This is a genomic window from Erwinia sp. S43, assembly GCF_016624745.1.
In the GTDB taxonomy this organism is placed as follows: Bacteria; Pseudomonadota; Gammaproteobacteria; order Enterobacterales; family Enterobacteriaceae; genus Erwinia; species Erwinia coffeiphila.
Window position 1 is genome coordinate 243,488 of sequence record NZ_JACVTX010000002.1, and the last position, 17,132, is coordinate 260,619.

Genomic DNA, 17,132 nt, shown 5'->3' on the forward strand with positions numbered 1-17,132 from the left:
GGGCAGCCTGCATAACGCAAAGGCTGCCCGATATCATTTTCGCACCCGCTAAATGCGATTTACGCGTTTTCAATCTTCGGCAGGAACCACGCCAGCAGCCCCGCCAGCGGCAGGAATGAACACAGCCAGTAGACATTTTCAATGCCGGTTTTATCCGCCAGCGCACCCAGCACGGCAGCGGCAATACCGCCCAGGCCAAAGTTCAGCCCGTAGAACAACCCACCGACCAGACCGATACGATTCGGCGCCAGTTCCATGGCGTAAATCAGAATGGCGGCAAAGGCACTGGCCATAATCAGGTTGATCAGAATCGTAAGCACCACCGTCCAGTGGAAATCCGCATACGGCAGCATCAGCGTTAGCGGCAACGGGCCAAGGATGGAGATCCAGATGATTTTATAGCGGCCAATGCGGTCGCCTAAAATCCCGCCCAGCAGCGCACCTACCGCCGAGGCGGCCAGGAACAGAAACAGCATAAACTGCGATGTGGTGATCGAGGCACCAAAATGGTCCATCAGGTAGAAGGTGTAAAACGAGCGGAAGCTTTCGTTATAGGCGTTCTTGGAAAACATCAGCAGGGTCAGCACGATCAGCCCGGTTGCCACTACCGCAGGCGGATAGGTTTGGGATTTGTGCCCGCTTTTTGCTTTGGCTTTGACCGACTGGATAAAGCTGTGCTTCATGGCGTCATGACGCCCTGCGGTCCAGATCATCAGCGCCACGGCGAACAGCGCCAGCACCGCAAACCACGCCAGGCTTTCCTGCCCGCGCTGCACGATAATCAGCGCCGCAAACAGCGGACCCATTGCACCACCGGCCTGACCGCCGACCTGGAAGATCCCCTGCGCCAGCCCCTGCCTGCCGCCGGACGCGTAGCGCGCCATGCGTGTGGCTTCAGGGTGGAAAATAGATGAACCAATACCGATGCTGGCAGCAGAAAGCAGAATGAGATGATAGCTTGGCGCATACGCCAGCCCGACCAGCCCCGCCAGGGTGAACATCATGCCAAGCACGGTGGAATAAGGATAAGGGCGACGGTCGGTAATTGCTCCGACAACCGGCTGCAGGAGCGATCCGGCAATCTGGAAAGTCAGGGTGATAATACCGATCTGCACAAAGTCGAGCTGATATTTTTCTCTCAGAATCGGGTATACGGCAGGTATCAGGGACTGAATAAGATCGTTAAGTAAATGCGTTAATCCCAGAACAAGCAGCACGCTCATCCAGGTTTTTGGCCGCGCAACGGCCGCAGTATTATTCATTTTTATACCAGTTAAATAGTTTTAATACGTTATTGTTCTAACGCAGGGGAATTGAGTTTGCCAATTAATAAGATGCCGTCCTGGCAGACCCTTTTTAGCAGATGTTAAAGATTGGAAACAAGTTAAAAAGGTGACGAATGATGGAGTTTTGAACGAAAAAAATAACTCCGCAAATCTTTAGCAGAAAAAATGCTTAGCCGTGAAAGCAGAGTAAGCAGAGTAAGCAGAGTAAGCAGAGTAAGCAGAGTAAGCAGAGTAAGCAGAGTAAGCAGCCTGTCCACCTGGTTAGATTAGGGCAAGCTATTATTCGGATTAAAAGGGGCCTCGGTCATCCCGTGGCCCCAGAAAGCGGCAAACGTCTGCCGTCGCTTTAGCCGTTAAGGCAGGCTGTAAGCGATAATGTCATCACCGCGCTCGCTGGAGTGCGGCGAACCTCCGGCAAAAATCACCACGTACTGCTTGCCGGTTTTCGCTGAACGGTAGGTAATCGGGCCGCTCTGGCTGCCCACCGGCAGGCGAGACTTCCAGATTTCCTCACCGTTGTGGCTGTTAAACGCCCGCAGGTAAAAGTCCTGAGTACCGGCAAAGAACAGCAGACCGGAACGCGTGGTCAGCGTCGGGCCGAGCGTCGGCATTCCCAGCGGCATTTGCAGACCCACCGGAATACCTAGCGGTCCGGTATCCTGCACGGTGCCCACCGGCACCTGCCACACCAGTTTGTGGGTTTTCAGGTTAATCGCCGACAGCGTACCGAACGGCGGTGCCTGGCACGGCACGCCGAGCGGTGACATCAGGCGCTGACGCATGGAGCCGTAAGGCAGCCCCTTCTGCACGACGATCCCCATCCCTTCACTGCTGCCCAGCCCGGCTGGAATATCCTTCGCCGGAACCAGATAGTGGTACAGGCCCAGACGCAGATCGTTGACGTAAAGCAGGTCGGTCGTCGGGTCAACTGACGCGCCGCCCCAGTTCAGGCCACCCAGCGATCCCGGATACTGTAATGCGGTATCCAGCCCCGGCGGGGTGAAGATGCCGTCGTAGCGGCTGGACTTGAAGCGGATGCGGCACATCAGCTGGTCAAACGGCGTGGCACCCCACATATCCGATTCGGTCAGCGTTTCATTACCAATTCCCGGCATGCCGGTGGAATACGGCTGCGTCGGCGAATAGCGTTCACCCGGCACGTTGCCCTGCGGCACCGGCTTTTCTTCGATCGGTGCGACAGGCTTACCGTTACGGCGATCCAGCAGGTAGATCATCCCGGTCTTCGACGTTTCCGCCAGCACCGGTGTCACCGTGCCGTCATCGTTTTTCACGTCGTACAGCACCGGGGTACCGGTCACGTCGAAGTCCCACACGTCGTGATGCACGGTCTGGAACGACCAGGCCGGACGCCCGGTGGACACCTTCACCGCCACAATTGAAGAACCGTATTGATCATCTGCCTCGGTACGCTCTCCGGCATAAAAGTCCGGTGTGGCGTTACCGGTTGGCAGATAGACCAGCCCCAGATCGGCGTCGTACGACATGCCAACCCAGACGTTTGGCGTACCGCGCGTATAGCCTTCCGGCGACAGCGGCTCGCGGGTGACCTTCGGATTGCCCGGGTCCCAGGCCCACACCAGATCGCCGGTCACAGCGTTATAGGCGCGAACCACGCCAGGCGGCTCGTTGGTTTCGAAGTTATCGACCACGCGGCCGCCGACGATCACCAGATTCCCGGCCACCAGCGGAGAAGAAGACTGCTGGTAGTAACCCGGTTTCACCTCGCCCATGCCGATTTTCAGATCGACAACGCCGTTGTTACCAAAGTTGGTTGCCGGTTTACCGGTGTGCGCGTCAATAGCGACCAGACGGCCATCCCCCGTGGGGAAGAACAGGCGCTGCGGGCTGACGGAAGCATCGATCGCGCTCCCCGGCTCGGCGACGTTTTTCGCTGTCGTGGCATCAAAGTAGCCGATTCCGCGGCAGCGCTGATAGGTGGAGTTCCCCAGTCCGGCCTTGTAGCGCCATTTTTCCTTACCGCTGTCGATATCGTAGGAAATCAGCGAGGTATACGCCGTACAGACGTACAGACTGTCGCCAATCTGCAGCGGGGTGTTCTGGTCTTCCGCATCGCCCTTATCGGGGATCACCGCTTCGCCGGTGTGAGCCGTCCAGGCCACTTTCAGGTCTTTGACGTTTGCCGGAGTGATATCGCTCAGCGAAGAGAAGCGCGAACCTTTGTTGTCACCGGACCAGGCGGGCCAGTCGGCCTGCGAGGCGTGCGGGTCCGTTTCCGGGAGTGCTTTACTGACCACCGCTTCATCGGTGTTGCGAATAATCCCTTTCGGCTGGAACGAGCTGATAAAGGCGGCAATGACCGCCACCAGCAGCACGCAACCGGAAACAAATGCCCCGCGCCGGATACCGACACGGCGAGTGAGCAACGGCACGGTAAAGGCGATCAGCACCGCACCCGCCGCCGGGGCAAAAACGCGTGAGAACAGCGGCCAGAACTGCAGGCCCACGTCCCACAGCGCCCAGACCGCCGTGTAAACCAGGGTAATGCCAAACAGTACCGCACCGGCCAGCCGACGGCGGAACATCAGCACCCCGCTGCCCAGCAGCAGGATACCGGCGATCAGGAAGTACCAGCTTCCACCGATCCCGGCCAGCCAGGCCCCGCCCGCCAGAAAGTAAATACCGGCCAGCGCGGTCACCGCCGCCACCAGCTTCAGCCATAGTTTGCCGAGTTTCCCCGGGTTGTTTACATCCATAAATTTAGTTCCAAAGAATGAATAGTTGGATAACTCACTTTGCTTCAGGCAATACCAGCCCGTCTCTTAACACACTGTGTTAAAAGGGATAATCGTTTCATCCACTCACGGGATTGCTGATTGTCAGGCTGGAAATTTTATTGTGTACAAACTTGCACACAATGTGACGCAAAGCATAGAACCTCGTGATTAACAAAGTCAATCAAGCTGCTTTACATAAATTTAAATTCGCGACACTAAGGTATTATTTGTGATGCAGATCACAGCCTGCATCCCGTCAGCGGGATGCAGGTTTGTCATGAGAGATGAAAATTACAGCGATGGCAGATTAGCGAACGTAATCCGCGCCGGTGATATCGATGGTTGATCCGGTGGCGTGGCGGCAGCGACCACTGGCGAGGAAGGCGATCATCGCCGCCACGTCGGAAGGCGGCGTGACTTCACGCAGCGGAAGGTCCGCCGTGACCACGGCTTCGCCGACGCTGGCGATATGATCCTCCGCCATCGCCGTACGCACCCAGCCCGGAGCCAGCGCATAGGCCAGCACGTTCTGATGGCCGTAGCCGCGGGCGATCCCTTTGGTCAGCGCCAGCAGTCCGCCTTTTGCCGCGCCGTAGGCCAGATGTTCCGGCCCGTCGCCACGATGCGAGGATCGGCTGGCCATATTAATCACTATCCCGCCGCCCAACGGGCTAAAGTGGCCGATTGCCAGCCGACACAGATCGGCGGGGGCCTGCAGGTTCACCTGTAAATTGACCTGCCATCCCGCCTGCCACGCTTCGGCATCCTCAAGCGGCGACGCAACATAAATACCGGCGTTGTTCACCAGCACGTCTATTCTGTCAGCGCAGCGGAGCGCCTTTTGCCAGAGCGACGCCGCAGCCTGCGGCTGTGACAAATCCTGCTGAACGAGTTGCAGTCGTCGGGGATACTCCGCAAGCAGCGCCACCGCACTGCGTTCATCGTGACCATAGTGGCCGATCACCGAAGCCCCCTCAGCGTGCAGCGATTTAGCAATTTCGCGACCAATCCCTTTAGTTGCGCCCGTAACCAGTACCGTTTTGCCGCTAAGTGAAGTCATCGTTCCTCCAGGAGTTATGCCACGGCCTGCGCGCCGGTGATTTCAATCAGTGCACCGCAAAGATACGGTGCTTCATCAGAGGCCAGAAACGCCATCGTGGCGGCAATTTCTTCCGGTTCGCCGATGCGGCCAAACGGCACCAGCGCGTTTAAATCCTCCAGCGTGCGGCCGCTGCGCGCCAGATTGCTTTCCAGCATCGGGGTTCGCACTTCGCCGGGGCACACCGCGTTGACCCGCACCTTATCGGCGGCGTAATCACGTGCCAGATTGAGGGTAAAGGCGGCCACGGCGGCCTTGGAGGTGTTGTAGGCAATATGTCCCGGCGCGGGATGCAGCCCCCACTGCGAGGCAGTGTTGACAATCGCCCCGCCGCCCTGCGCGATCATCTGCGGCAGCACCGCGCGGCACATATGAAACAGCGCATCCAGATTTACCGTAAAGGTGCTGTGCCAGTCCTCTTCGCTCAGTTCCAGCAGCGGACCACGGCGGTTGATCCCGGCGTTATTGATCAGCACATCAATGCGGGATTCCTGTGATTTCACGTCGGCGACAAACGCCGTGATTTCTGCCGCGCTGGCCAGATCCACGGCCCGCCACTGCGCCCTTCCGCCTTCCTGACGAATACTCTCCGCCAGTGCCGTGGCCAGTTTCGCGTTGCTGTCGACGATCCACACCTGCGCCCCTTCCGCAGCAAAGCGGCGGCAGATAGCCTCGCCGATGCCGCCTGCGCCGCCGGTGACGATGACGTTCTTATTGCTAAAACGCTGCATTTTTCTCTCCTCGTGTCGCTGTTGTGCACTGCCCTTTGCCGGAAAAAAGCCAAACGCTCCCCGCCCGCCGCGTCTTTTACACGCGGCGGTGGGTTTAAAACCGGGGGATCAGGCGTTAATGTCCATATCCTTCAGCAGATTGCGCTGCATAAAGGTCAGAAAACGGTTCTGGAATAGCATGGTATGTTCATGAGCGGCTTTATCGGCCGCGTCGGCATCTCCGGCACGGATCACCGCGATCAGTTCATCGTGATCGCGGCCCAGCTTCTGCGGTGCATCCTGACTGGTCATAAAATCAAACTGCAGGTGCTGGATGCGCTGGCCTTCGGAAAGCAGCTTATCGTAGTAGGTCGCCAGGTAGTTATTGCGACCAGCGGCGGCGATGGCAAGATGAAAAGCTTTGTTCTTCTCCGTCATCGCGCTGAAGTCGCCCTGATAAACCTTTTCCATATACTCGGCGTTCGCCGCTTCGATTTTAAGCAGATCGGCTTCGCTGCGGTGCTTCGCCGCCAGCCGCGTCACCGCCCGCTGGATCAGATCCAGCGCGGTGATGTAGTTCGGAAACTCCTCAATTTCAAACGGTGTCACGATGGCGGTACGGTTCGGCAGAATCGTCACCAGTCCTTCACTCACCAGACGCGCCATTGCATCGCGCACCGGGGAGCGGGACAGACCAAACGTGTTCGCCAGCGAAATCTCGTCCAGCTGTTCGCCGTGCTTCAACTGTAGCGTCAGGATCTGCCGACGCAGCTCTTCATAAATATAGCGCCCGCCGTGTCGGCGGCCGGTGCCTTCTTCTTTATCGCTAGGTTTCATCGCTCTTTCCCTGACTGAGAGTCAATTAATACAAAAACGGCCTCAGGATAATGCCGGTCCCCAGGTATCGCTGAGCATAAAGCCCGCCGCGAGCGGGTCGTCAGGATCAACGCCTAATTGCTGAATGCCGTACACCCAGGCCCGCCCGGTGACGCGCGGCAGTACCGCCAGTTTATCGCCGACCTGAGTACGCCCGCGCAGCTCTACGCGAAACTCACCGTTAATCGTTGAACGCGAGGTCAGGCGATCGCCCACTTCCACTTCACCGCGCGCATCCAGTACAGACAGGTTAGCAGAACTGCCCGTGCCGCAGGGCGAACGATCCACCCGCCCCGGCGGCAGCGTGGTGCAGGTACGCCAGATTTTGCTTTCCTCACGCTGGCGGAACATCACATAGGCCACGTCGTTAATTAACGGCAGCAGCGGATGGCGAACCTGGATCTGCTGGTTGATTGCCTGGCAAAACGCCACGCCGTGGGTTGCCAGCTCGCGGGCATTGTCCGGTGAAATCGTCAGGCCGATCTGCTCAACGTCAATCAGCGCATAATAGACGCCGCCAAAGGCAATATCGGCGGCGATCTTACCAAAGCCGGGGATATCAAACTCGCGGTCCAGATGTTCAACAAAGGCAGGCACCATATCCAGCGACACGCTCACGCAGCGCCCGTCGGAACAGGCCGCTATCGCCGTCACCAGCCCGGCGGGGGTATCCAGCACCACGGTGGTTTCCGGCTCCTGCATGGCAATCATCCCGGTTTCCAGCAGCGCGGTAACCACGCAGATGCAGTTGCTGCCGGACATTGGATGCGCCTTATCGGCCTGCAAGACGATGAACCCCGCATGCGCGCCCGGCACCGTCGGCGGCAGCAGCAGGTTCACCGACATTTGCAGGCAGCCGCGCGGTTCCAGCATAACCAGGCGACGCAGACTATCGTCCACCTCGTTGATGTAGTTCATTTTATCAAGCATGGTGGTACCGGGAATATCAATCACTCCCGAGGTGATCACCTTGCCGATCTCCCCTTCACAGTGCACATCAATCAGCTGTAATGTTTTTTTCCAGCGCATGGCGTTATCTCTTATTTAATGTACCAGCCCCACGGCTCGTCGCTGTCGTAACGGGTGATCTGCTTGGTTTCCAGATAGTTGTTCAGGCCCCACTCGCCCAGCTCGCGGCCGATGCCGCTCTGCTTATAGCCGCCCCACGGCGCTTCGGTGAAAGTGGGCTGCGAACAGTTAATCCACACAATCCCGGCGCGCAGTCTGCGGGCTACGCGTTCGGCACGCGCCAGGTCCGGCGACATCACCGCCGCGGCCAGACCAAAGCGCGAACGGTTAGCGGAAGCCACGGCTTCGGCTTCATCATCGAAGGCGCGCACGCAGACCACCGGGCCGAAAATTTCCTCGCGCCAGATGTCACTCTCTTCCGACACGTCGGTGAAAATCGTCGGCTGCAGGAAGTAGCCTTTGTCGTGGCCGTTCGGTCTCTTCCCGCCGCTGAGCAGCGTTGCCCCCTGTTCTATTCCCCGGGCGATCGCCGTCTGCACTTTCTCATACTGCGCAGCATTGACCAGCGGCCCGAGCAGTACGCCGTCGGCCATTCCGTTGCCGATGCGGATGCGCTCCGCTTCCTCCACCAGCCGGGCCAGCAGCGCATCATACAGGTTGCGCTGCACCAGCACCCGCGACGTGGCCGAGCAGACTTCCCCTTTATTCCAGAAGATGCCGAACAGTATCCACTCCACCGCTTTTTCAATATCGCTGTCATCAAAGATGATAAACGCCGACTTTCCCCCCAGCTCCAGGCTGACGTTTTTAATCTCTGCGGCGGCGGCCTGCATGATTTTGCGCCCGGTCGGGACGCTGCCGGTGAAGGCCAGCTTATCGACATCGGGATGTTCGGTTAACGGCGAGCCGGCATCAGCCCCGAAGCCGGTGATCACATTGAGCACGCCCGGCGGCAGCTCGGCCTCACGGGCGATGTCCGCCAGCTGGAGTGCGGTCAGCGGCGTGACCTCGGAGGGCTTCAGCACTACCGTGCAGCCCGCGGCCAGCGCCGGGGCCACTTTCCACGCCGCCATCAGCATCGGGAAGTTCCAGGGGATAATCGCCCCACAGACGCCCACCGGCTCTTTGCGCGCCACGGAGCTGAAGCGCTCGTCAGAAAGCGCCACCGCCTTTTCCTGCTGCGCATCCAGCTGCTCGGCCAGATCGGCATAAAAATCAAAACAGTAAGCGGTATCGCCAATATCCCACAGTGCTTCAGGCAGCGGTTTGCCGTTGTCGCGCACTTCCAGTTCGGCCAGCGTCTGCTGCCGGTCGCGGATCAGGCTGGCGATGCGGCGCAGATACCCGGCGCGTACTTTGCCGCTCAGTTCCGGCCAGCCGCCGTGGTCGAAGGCGTTACGCGCGGCCTGCACCGCCCGGTCCACATCTTCAGCCGTCGCAGCGGCGACCTGCGCAATGGCGGTTTCATTCGCCGGGTCAATCGTATCAAAGCTGCCGCCGCGCACCGGGGCAACCCACTGGCCGTTAATAAAAAGCTGGTTGGTAAAGGTCATGAACGGTCTCCTGACATAAAGCGATAGGCACTGAAAGGGGTAAGATCCTGAGCGGGTACGCGAAGGGCAGCCAGATCGGCAATCAGCCGTCCGGTTGTTGCGCCCAGCGTCAGCCCGAGCTGGCCGTGGCCAAAGGCCATCAGCACGTTGGTCAGACGGCGCGAACGGTCAATTATCGGTTTGGTGTCCGGCAGGAAGGGACGGTGCCCGACGCCGAATTCTTTATCGGCCACGTTGAGCTGCGGCAGCAGCCTTCGGGCCTTCTGCAGGATAATCTCGGCACGCTGGAAGTTCGGTTTCGCATCGGCACCGGCAAATTCAATGGTGCCGCCGATCTGCAAACCGCGGGTCATCGGTGTGAAGCAGAAGCCGCCGTCGGCATAAATTACCGAATGGTTAAACTCGACCTCGGGCTGCGGCAGCAGCGCCTGATAGCCGGAAATGCCGGTCAGCGGCACGCGCACGCCCAGCTGGTCGAAGAAGCGCCGCGAGCCGGTACCGGCAGCCACCACCACGTGATCGGCGGGCAGCTGGCGGCCATCGTTCAGCGTCACGCCGCAGGCCAGACCGTTCGCTTCGTTGATTGACTGCGCTTCGGTGTCTACACGCACGCCGCCCTGGCGCACAAACGCGTCGGTCAGCGCGGCAATAAAGCCTTTGGTATCGCTGACGGCGCACCAGTCCGGGAACAGCACGCCGTGCGAGAATTTCCCCGCCAGCGCAGGTTCCAGATCGGCAATCGCCGCGGCATCCAGCGTCTCGGCCTTAAAGCCAAGCTGCTCGCGCAGGCGCAGGTGCTCAGCTTCCGCCGCCAGGCCGCGCGGTGAATCAAACACTTCAATCACCGGGCGCTGCCCCAGCAGCGTTTTGTCCGGGCACATCGCCAGCAGCGTGGCAAAATCTGGGTAAACCTGATGGGTCAGCGTAGCCATCGCATGGGCAATGGCGTCGATGCGGCTGTGGCGCGCGTTGGCAACAAAGCGCAGAAACCACGGCAGCATGGCCGGTAGCGCCGCCGGGCGCAGCGCCAGCGGCCCGGTCTGATCCAGCAGCCAGCCAGGAATACGTTTTAAAATACCCGGTTTGGAAAGCGGGATCACTTCACTCACCGCCATCTGTCCGCAGCTCCATTTCGCGGTGCTGTCGCCGGGTGCAGCCGGGTCGATCAACCAGACCTGATGCCCTTCTTTTTGCAGCCAGAGCGCACAACAGACGCCCACAATACCGCCACCAATCACCACCGACTTTTGTGTAATCTGCTGTTTTGACATAGTTGCCACTCGTTAACCGGCTGGCGCGCACGCTCTGGCCCGCCAGCCGAAACCTCAATTGTGATTAGCGCTGGGATGCTTCGAATACCTGGCGGAATGCCGCCTTCTCTTCCGGAGTTAGCGGCTGTAGCGGCATTCTGGCATTACCCGCCTTAAACCCAGCCAGCTCGCAGCCGTATTTCACCTTCTGGATAAACTTGCCCTCTTCCATGCTGGCCATCACCGGGAACAGCGTACGCATAACATCCTGCGCACCGCGTAAATCGCCGCTGCTGAATTTACGATAGAAGTCGACGATCTGATCCGGGAAGCAGTTGGCCGGTCCACAAATCCAGCTGCTGGCGCCCCACATAAAGAAATCAAATGCCACATCGTCGGAGCCGCAGGAGAGCTGATACTGCTCTTTATAGCGGTGACCAATTTCGACCGCGCGCAGCACGCTGCCGCTGCTTTCTTTAATTCCGACCACGCGTGGATGATCTTTAAACGCTTCCAGCACGCTGAAGCCGACCTCCACGTTGGTGCGCACCGGATAGTTATACAGAACCACATTGATGTCACTGAATTCATCAAGAATCGCCTGATAGTGGCCGATCAGCTCCTCCTGGGAAGGCAGCGCGTAATACGGCGGAGCAATCAGCAGGTTGTGATAGCCCGCGTCAACGGTCTGCCGCACCTGCTCCAGCACTTCGCGGGTACAGGAACCGTTCGCTCCGGCGATTAGCGTGCCGCGATCCCCCACCACCGTTTTCACCGTTTTCAGCACCTGACGGCGCTCCTCGTTGGTCAGGGCATAATATTCGCCGGTGGAGCCGAGCGGCACAAAGCCGTTCACGCCCGCCTTCAGCTGATACTCCAGAATATCGGCCAGCTGCTGGTGATCGACCGTGCCTGCGGCATCAAAAGGGGTGACCAGGGCCGGTAAAATACCTTGTAGTTTCATCGTTACTTCTCCTGTGGACAGTTAAAGGGCGTAACGCCGTAACAAACGCGACTCGACCACGCCCACCAGGCGCGTTAAGGGGAATGCCACAACGAAATAGATCACCGCCACGGCCGAGAGAAATTCCACCGGGCGCGCGGTACTGTTGGAAATGCTTTGCCCCACGAACATCAGATCCGCTACGCCGACCGACGAGATCAGCGCGCTCTCCTTGAACAGCGCAACCACGTTCGACAGCAGCGTGGGCACGGCGCGCAGCAGCGCCTGGGGGAAAATGACGTAGAGAATTTTGGCCATTGGCGTCAGGCTCAGCGCCACGCAGGCATCATGCTGTTCCCCGGCGATGGATTTCAGCGAGCCGCGGAAGGTTTCGCTGGTGATCGCTGCCATATACAGCACCAGCGACAGGGTGACGCACAGCCACGGGGCGATATTGAGCTGGAACACCACCGGGAAGCAGAAAAACACCCAGAACAGCTGGATCAGCAGCGGCGTGCCGCGAAAGAACTCCACGTACAGCGTCACCAGCCAGCGCAGCGGCCGGAACGGCGACAGGCGCAGCAGGCTGACAATAAAGCCCGCCAGGCTGCCGATTACCGCGCAGCTCAGCGTAAAGGCCAGCGTCAGGCCCAGGCCCTGTAGTAGCACCTGCCAGTAGGAAAAGACCTGGGTGAAATCGAGTGTCATCATCTGAGCCTCAGCGTTCTGTGGCCGCATCCTGGCGGCGTTCAACCCAGGCAACCAGCTGGGAAATCGGCAGCGATAGCACGAAGTAAATCAGCGCAATCAACGAGTAGGTTTCCAGCGGACGGTAGCTTTCGGTGGCGATATTTCGGCCGACGTACATCAGATCGGAGATGGCAACAATCGCCACCAGCGCGCTCTGCTGCAAAATCGAGATGCCATTGGTCATCAGCACCGGCAGCGCATTGCGTATCGCCTGCGGCAGCACCACGTAAACCGTCTGCTGGAAGCGATTCAGGCCGAGGGCAATCCCCGCATCGTGATGCTCGTGCGGCACTGCCTGTACCCCGGCACGATAGGCTTCGGCATTAAACGCCGCCAGATTCAGCCCCAGCGCCAGATAACCCATATAGATCGGGTCAATAAACAGGTTGAACATGATCGGCACGCAGTAATAAAACCAGACGATTTGCAGCAATACCGGCGTGCAGCGAAAAAACTCAATAAATAACTTCGTCGGCCAGCGTAATATCGCCAGCGGGCTCATCGCCATCAGGCATAAAATAAAACCCAAAACAAGGCCGAATATATTTGCCACCAGCGCCAGTTCGAGTGTTACTTTTAATCCGTCCCACAGCGCCCCCAGATTTCCCTGCAGGAAATGAAAGTCAAACTGATAGTTCATAATTAACCTCATTAATCCAGATGCAGGACTTTTTCCAGAAACTCACGAGTGCGTTTTTCTTTCGGGCAGGTAAATAGCGAATCAGGGTGTCCCTGCTCAACAATTTTCCCGTTAGCGCAGAACACCACCCGGGAAGCGATATTCCGCGCAAAATGCATATCGTGGGTGACAATAATCATCGCCATTTTTTGATCGGCCAGCTGCATCATCACACTTTGTACTTCGGTGACCATTTCCGGGTCGAGTGCCGAGGTCACTTCATCAAACAGCATCAGCTCCGGCTCCAGCATCAGCGCACGGGCAATGGCTACGCGCTGCTTCTGGCCGCCGGACAGCTGGCTGGGATAAGCGCCGATCTTGCTTTCCAGCCCAAAGCGGGCCAGCAGCGCCCGCGCTTTTTCCACCGCCACTTTTTTCTCCAGCCCGTGGACTTTCATCGGTGCCAGGATCAGATTGCTCAAAATGGACAGATGCGGAAACAGCGTGTAGTGCTGGAAAACCATGCCGATCTTTTTCTGAATATTCGCATCAACGATTTTTGCTTTTTTGGCCTTATCGCCGACAATATAGTGCTGTCTGTGGAAATTGATCGTCCCGCCCTGAATACCTTCCAGCCCCATTAACACACGCAGCAGAGAACTTTTACCACTACCACTCGGCCCGATAATAACCAGACGATCGTCGCTTCTCATGGTGAGGTCAAAATTATCCATCACCACTAATTCTCCATAGGCTTTATTCACTTTCTCCAGCTGAATAAATTCGCCTTTATTAAATTCATTGAGAAATACAGGTCGGTTATCTTGCAGGCACGTGGGTGCGGCCGCCAAATTACTTGAGGCATTCATAATCATTCCTCCGCTGCGTGCGGAATGCACACGGTTAATTAAGTGTCAGAGATTCATCACGCCTTATTTTGCGGCGTTGGCTTCCATTGAGGCTTTGTTGACCAGCTGGTCGATCTCGCCGGTGGCACGGCGCTGGGTCAGATAGATATCAATCACGTCCCGGTCGGCTTCGGTGATGGATCGCGGCAGCCCGAAGGAAACACCCTGCTTCGCCAGCGCCGGAACCGGCAGGATCTCTTTCGCCCAGTCCGGGTTAGCCAGCGCGAACAGGTGGTTGGTATCACTGGCGTCCACCAGTACGTCGGCGCGGCGGGCCATCAGCGCCAGGCGGGTTTCATCATTGCCGGGCAGGCGCATAATCGTGCCTTTCTTAATCACGGCGGTGACCGCTTTATCCTGTGAGGTGCCGGACATCACCGCAAAGGTCACGCCGGGTTTGTCGAGATCCGCTAATTTGTTGGTCACCCCTTCCATTTTGGGGTTCTGCTTATTAATCAGGAAAGAGACCTGATAGTCCTGCGCCGGTGCCGAGAACGCAACCGCCAGCGCGCGCTCCGGGGTCTGATTTAAGCCCAGCGCCATATCCCACTTGTCGCTTTGCAGACCGGCTACCAGCGTATCCCAGTTGGCATCGACAAACTGCACCTTCACTTTTAAGACATTTTCACCAAAATCGCGGCAGAGTTCAGCAAAATAGCCGCTGTATTCGCCCGATTTGGCATCACGCATCACATAGGGTGCTGCCGTTGCCGCACCGCAGCGCAGGACGCCCTTTTGCTGAATGCTCTGCCAGAAACCGACGGCTGCCGAAGCGGGAAGAGAGGACGCCAGCAGAGCACTGCCCAGCGCCAGACAACAGGAAAACTTTTTGAGATGTGATAAACGAACACTGACCATAAAGACCTCGTCCAAACGTTGATGTTGCGAACAGGAACAGTTAGGTGGTGCTTATTTCTTCATTCATGTATGCAATTTTGTATGCATCACTGAATGAGAGAATAGAAGCACGAAATTAACAAAGTCAACTAATACGGTTTACTTATGATCAAAGTTTGACGCCGATCGCCACTCGCGTGTGATCGGCTTCATAAAAGCGGGGATGATGTGCGGGTTACAGATCGAGCGCCTGGAGGAATCGTTCAAGAATGGCATTAGGCCGACGCCCTTTTCGGGTGACGATGGCAATTTTACTGCTGAAGTTCAGCCGCGATGGCGCGAGGGCGCGCATTAACTTTTTCTCCACCCACTGCGCGGCAAAGTGATCGGGCAGGTAGCCAATAAAGCGCCCGGTGAGGATCAGAAACGCAATGCCTTCGCGGTCGGAAGCGGTGGCCGTGCAGTTCAGCATCTGGTGCAGCCCGATGGTTTCAGCCGTCATGCGAAAGCTCGGCGCAATCGCATCATACTGCGCCAGAAGACCGTCCCCCGGATCGCTGTCCTCGCTGAAAAGCGGATGCGTACTGCTACAGTAAAGCTCTGATTTTTCATCGTAAAGATGAGCGTAATCCAGCCCGGAAACGGGAGAGGTCAGCGGCAAAGCACCGATATGCAGACGACCGTCCATCAGCCCGCGCTCTATTTCAGCGGCCGTACTCATGCTGATATTCAGACGAATATCCGGCCCGATCTCCCGCAGGGAATCCAGTGCATGGGTGATTTTCATCTTCGGCTGGGTCACCAGGTTATTGATAATGCCGATGTTAAATTCACCGCGCAGCTGCTTGTGCATCTGGTTCACCTGCTGACGAAACCCTTCAATGGCCGCCATCATACTGTCGCTGTGGCGCAGAATTTCGCGCCCCTCATCGGTCAGGGCAAACCCGGCGCGCCCGCGCTGGCACAAACGCATGCCCAGGCGCTTTTCCAGATCGCTCATATGCAGGCTGATCGCCGAGCGCGTAATACCCAGCAGACTTTCAGCGGCAGAAAAGCTGCCGCATTCGCAGACGGTTTTGAATATTCGCAGTAGCTTGAGGTCAAAGTCAGTGACCTGGGCGAGAGATTTGCTTTTCATATAGGTGAGTTATTCCATAACTAAAGATGCATTAATAGGCATTTAACTTAACTGATACTTAAATGCAAACTCTTCCTACACCCGTCAGGAGGAAAAATCATGTCTGAAGCCGTTAATACCGCATCACTTAACCTGCAGGCGCACTGGATGCCGTTCAGCGCCAACCGTAACTTCCATCGCGATCCGCGCTTTATCGTTTCGGCAGAGGGGCGCTGGCTGACGGATGATAAAGGCCGCCAGATTTTTGACAGCCTGTCCGGGCTGTGGACCTGTGGCGCGGGCCATACCCGCAGCGAGATCCAGAGCGCGGTCAGCAAACAGCTTGGCACCCTGGACTACTCGCCGGGCTTCCAGTACGGCCATCCGCTGTCGTTCCAGCTGGCAGATAAAATCGCTCAACGTATGCCCGGCGACCTCAATCACGTGTTCTTTACCGGTTCGGGTTCTGAATCCGCCGATACCGCCGTGAAAATGGCCCGGGCCTACTGGCGCGCCAAAGGCCAACCTTCGAAAACCAAACTGATTGGCCGCGCGCGTGGCTATCACGGCGTGAATATTGCCGGCACCAGCCTGGGTGGCATTGGCGGCAACCGCAAAATGTTCGGCCAGTTTATGGATGTTGACCATATCCCGCATACGCTGCAAACCGACCTGCCCTTCACGGCGGGCATGGCCGAAACCGGCGGCGTGGAGCTGGCCAATGAGATGCTGAAGCTGATTGAGCTGCACGATGCATCCAATATCGCCGCGCTGATCGTTGAGCCGCTTTCCGGCTCTGCCGGGGCGATTATTCCGCCTCGCGGCTATCTGCAGCGCCTGCGTGAGATCTGTATCCAGCATAATATCCTGCTGATCTTTGATGAAGTGATCACCGGCTTTGGCCGCATGGGGCGCTGGAGCGGTGCCGAATACTTTGGCGTCACCCCGGATATACTCAACTTCGCCAAGCAGGTGACCAACGGCGCGATCCCGCTGGGGGGCGTGGTGGCCAGCAGCGAGATCTATCACACCTTTATGTCGCAGCCGCTCCCCGAGCATGCGGTGGAGTTCGCCCACGGCTACACCTACTCCGCGCATCCGGTGGCCTGCGCCGCCGGGCTGGCCACGCTGGATCTGCTGGAAAACGAACAGCTGATCGCCCGGTCGGCTGAGCTGGCACCGCATTTTGAACGCACGCTACATGCGCTGCGGAGCGCACCTAACGTGATTGATATCCGTAACTGCGGCCTGGTGGGGGCGATTCAGCTGGCACCGCGCGACGGCGACGCAGCCATCAGGCCGTTTGATGCCGGCATGGCGCTGTGGAAAGCCGGTTTTTACGTGCGCTTTGGCGGCGATACGCTGCAGTTTGGCCCGATGTTTAACACCGAACCTGCCGAGCTGGATCGTCTTTTTGATGCCGTGGGCGAAGCCCTGCACCACATTAACTGAGGGAAAT

At 58.0% G+C, this 17,132-nt stretch carries 15 protein-coding genes; 1 reads left to right on the forward strand and 14 read right to left on the reverse strand.

The window, feature by feature from the left end:
• Positions 1–59 precede the first annotated feature (59 nt).
• From IBT47_RS03340 to IBT47_RS03405, 14 genes are all read right to left on the reverse strand, one after another.
• Positions 60–1,262: an MFS transporter gene (locus tag IBT47_RS03340; RefSeq protein WP_105591899.1), complete on the reverse strand. Its 1,203-nt coding sequence runs from the start codon at positions 1,260–1,262 to the stop codon at positions 60–62.
• A 377-nt stretch (positions 1,263–1,639) separates the two neighbouring features.
• Entirely contained in the window at positions 1,640–4,021 is a 2,382-nt protein-coding gene (locus tag IBT47_RS03345) for a membrane-bound PQQ-dependent dehydrogenase, glucose/quinate/shikimate family (RefSeq protein ID WP_200559153.1), read from the reverse strand.
• Positions 4,022–4,349: 328 nt separating this feature from the next.
• Positions 4,350–5,102, reverse strand: coding sequence for an SDR family NAD(P)-dependent oxidoreductase (locus tag IBT47_RS03350; RefSeq protein WP_200559154.1), 753 nt, complete (start codon positions 5,100–5,102; stop codon positions 4,350–4,352).
• 14 nt (positions 5,103–5,116) lie between these two features.
• Positions 5,117–5,872 (reverse strand): SDR family NAD(P)-dependent oxidoreductase, encoded by a 756-nt coding sequence (locus IBT47_RS03355; RefSeq protein ID WP_200559155.1) that lies wholly within the window; start codon positions 5,870–5,872, stop codon positions 5,117–5,119.
• Positions 5,873–5,980: 108 nt separating this feature from the next.
• Complete coding sequence (locus tag IBT47_RS03360; RefSeq protein WP_105591903.1) at positions 5,981–6,688, reverse strand: GntR family transcriptional regulator; 708 nt, start codon at positions 6,686–6,688, stop codon at positions 5,981–5,983.
• Between the two features lie 42 nt (positions 6,689–6,730).
• Positions 6,731–7,756 (reverse strand): proline racemase family protein, encoded by a 1,026-nt coding sequence (locus IBT47_RS03365; RefSeq protein ID WP_200559156.1) that lies wholly within the window; start codon positions 7,754–7,756, stop codon positions 6,731–6,733.
• Positions 7,757–7,767: 11 nt separating this feature from the next.
• Positions 7,768–9,249 (reverse strand): aldehyde dehydrogenase family protein, encoded by a 1,482-nt coding sequence (locus IBT47_RS03370; protein ID WP_200559157.1) that lies wholly within the window; start codon positions 9,247–9,249, stop codon positions 7,768–7,770.
• A complete protein-coding gene (locus IBT47_RS03375) occupies positions 9,246–10,520 on the reverse strand; it encodes an FAD-binding oxidoreductase (protein ID WP_200559158.1) in 1,275 nt (424 codons plus the stop codon). Before IBT47_RS03375 ends, IBT47_RS03370 begins: the two co-directional genes overlap by 4 nt.
• A gap of 64 nt (positions 10,521–10,584) precedes the next feature.
• Positions 10,585–11,463 carry a 4-hydroxy-tetrahydrodipicolinate synthase gene (gene dapA / locus IBT47_RS03380; RefSeq protein ID WP_200559159.1) on the reverse strand — a complete coding sequence of 293 codons (879 nt, stop codon included), beginning with the start codon at positions 11,461–11,463 and terminating at the stop codon, positions 10,585–10,587.
• Between the two features lie 21 nt (positions 11,464–11,484).
• Positions 11,485–12,153: an amino acid ABC transporter permease gene (locus tag IBT47_RS03385; RefSeq protein ID WP_234471678.1), complete on the reverse strand. Its 669-nt coding sequence runs from the start codon at positions 12,151–12,153 to the stop codon at positions 11,485–11,487.
• A 7-nt stretch (positions 12,154–12,160) separates the two neighbouring features.
• On the reverse strand, positions 12,161–12,832 hold the full coding sequence (locus tag IBT47_RS03390; RefSeq protein WP_200559160.1) for an amino acid ABC transporter permease: 672 nt from the start codon (positions 12,830–12,832) through the stop codon (positions 12,161–12,163).
• 11 nt (positions 12,833–12,843) lie between these two features.
• Entirely contained in the window at positions 12,844–13,680 is an 837-nt protein-coding gene (locus tag IBT47_RS03395; protein WP_105591909.1) for an amino acid ABC transporter ATP-binding protein, read from the reverse strand.
• Between the two features lie 63 nt (positions 13,681–13,743).
• Positions 13,744–14,577: an ABC transporter substrate-binding protein gene (locus tag IBT47_RS03400; protein WP_200559161.1), complete on the reverse strand. Its 834-nt coding sequence runs from the start codon at positions 14,575–14,577 to the stop codon at positions 13,744–13,746.
• A gap of 214 nt (positions 14,578–14,791) precedes the next feature.
• Positions 14,792–15,694 carry a LysR family transcriptional regulator gene (locus IBT47_RS03405; protein WP_200559162.1) on the reverse strand — a complete coding sequence of 301 codons (903 nt, stop codon included), beginning with the start codon at positions 15,692–15,694 and terminating at the stop codon, positions 14,792–14,794.
• 99 nt (positions 15,695–15,793) lie between these two features.
• On the opposite strand from IBT47_RS03405, the gene IBT47_RS03410 reads away from it, so the two are divergent.
• Positions 15,794–17,125 carry an aspartate aminotransferase family protein gene (locus IBT47_RS03410; RefSeq protein ID WP_200559163.1) on the forward strand — a complete coding sequence of 444 codons (1,332 nt, stop codon included), beginning with the start codon at positions 15,794–15,796 and terminating at the stop codon, positions 17,123–17,125.
• The last annotated feature ends 7 nt before the right edge of the window (positions 17,126–17,132 follow it).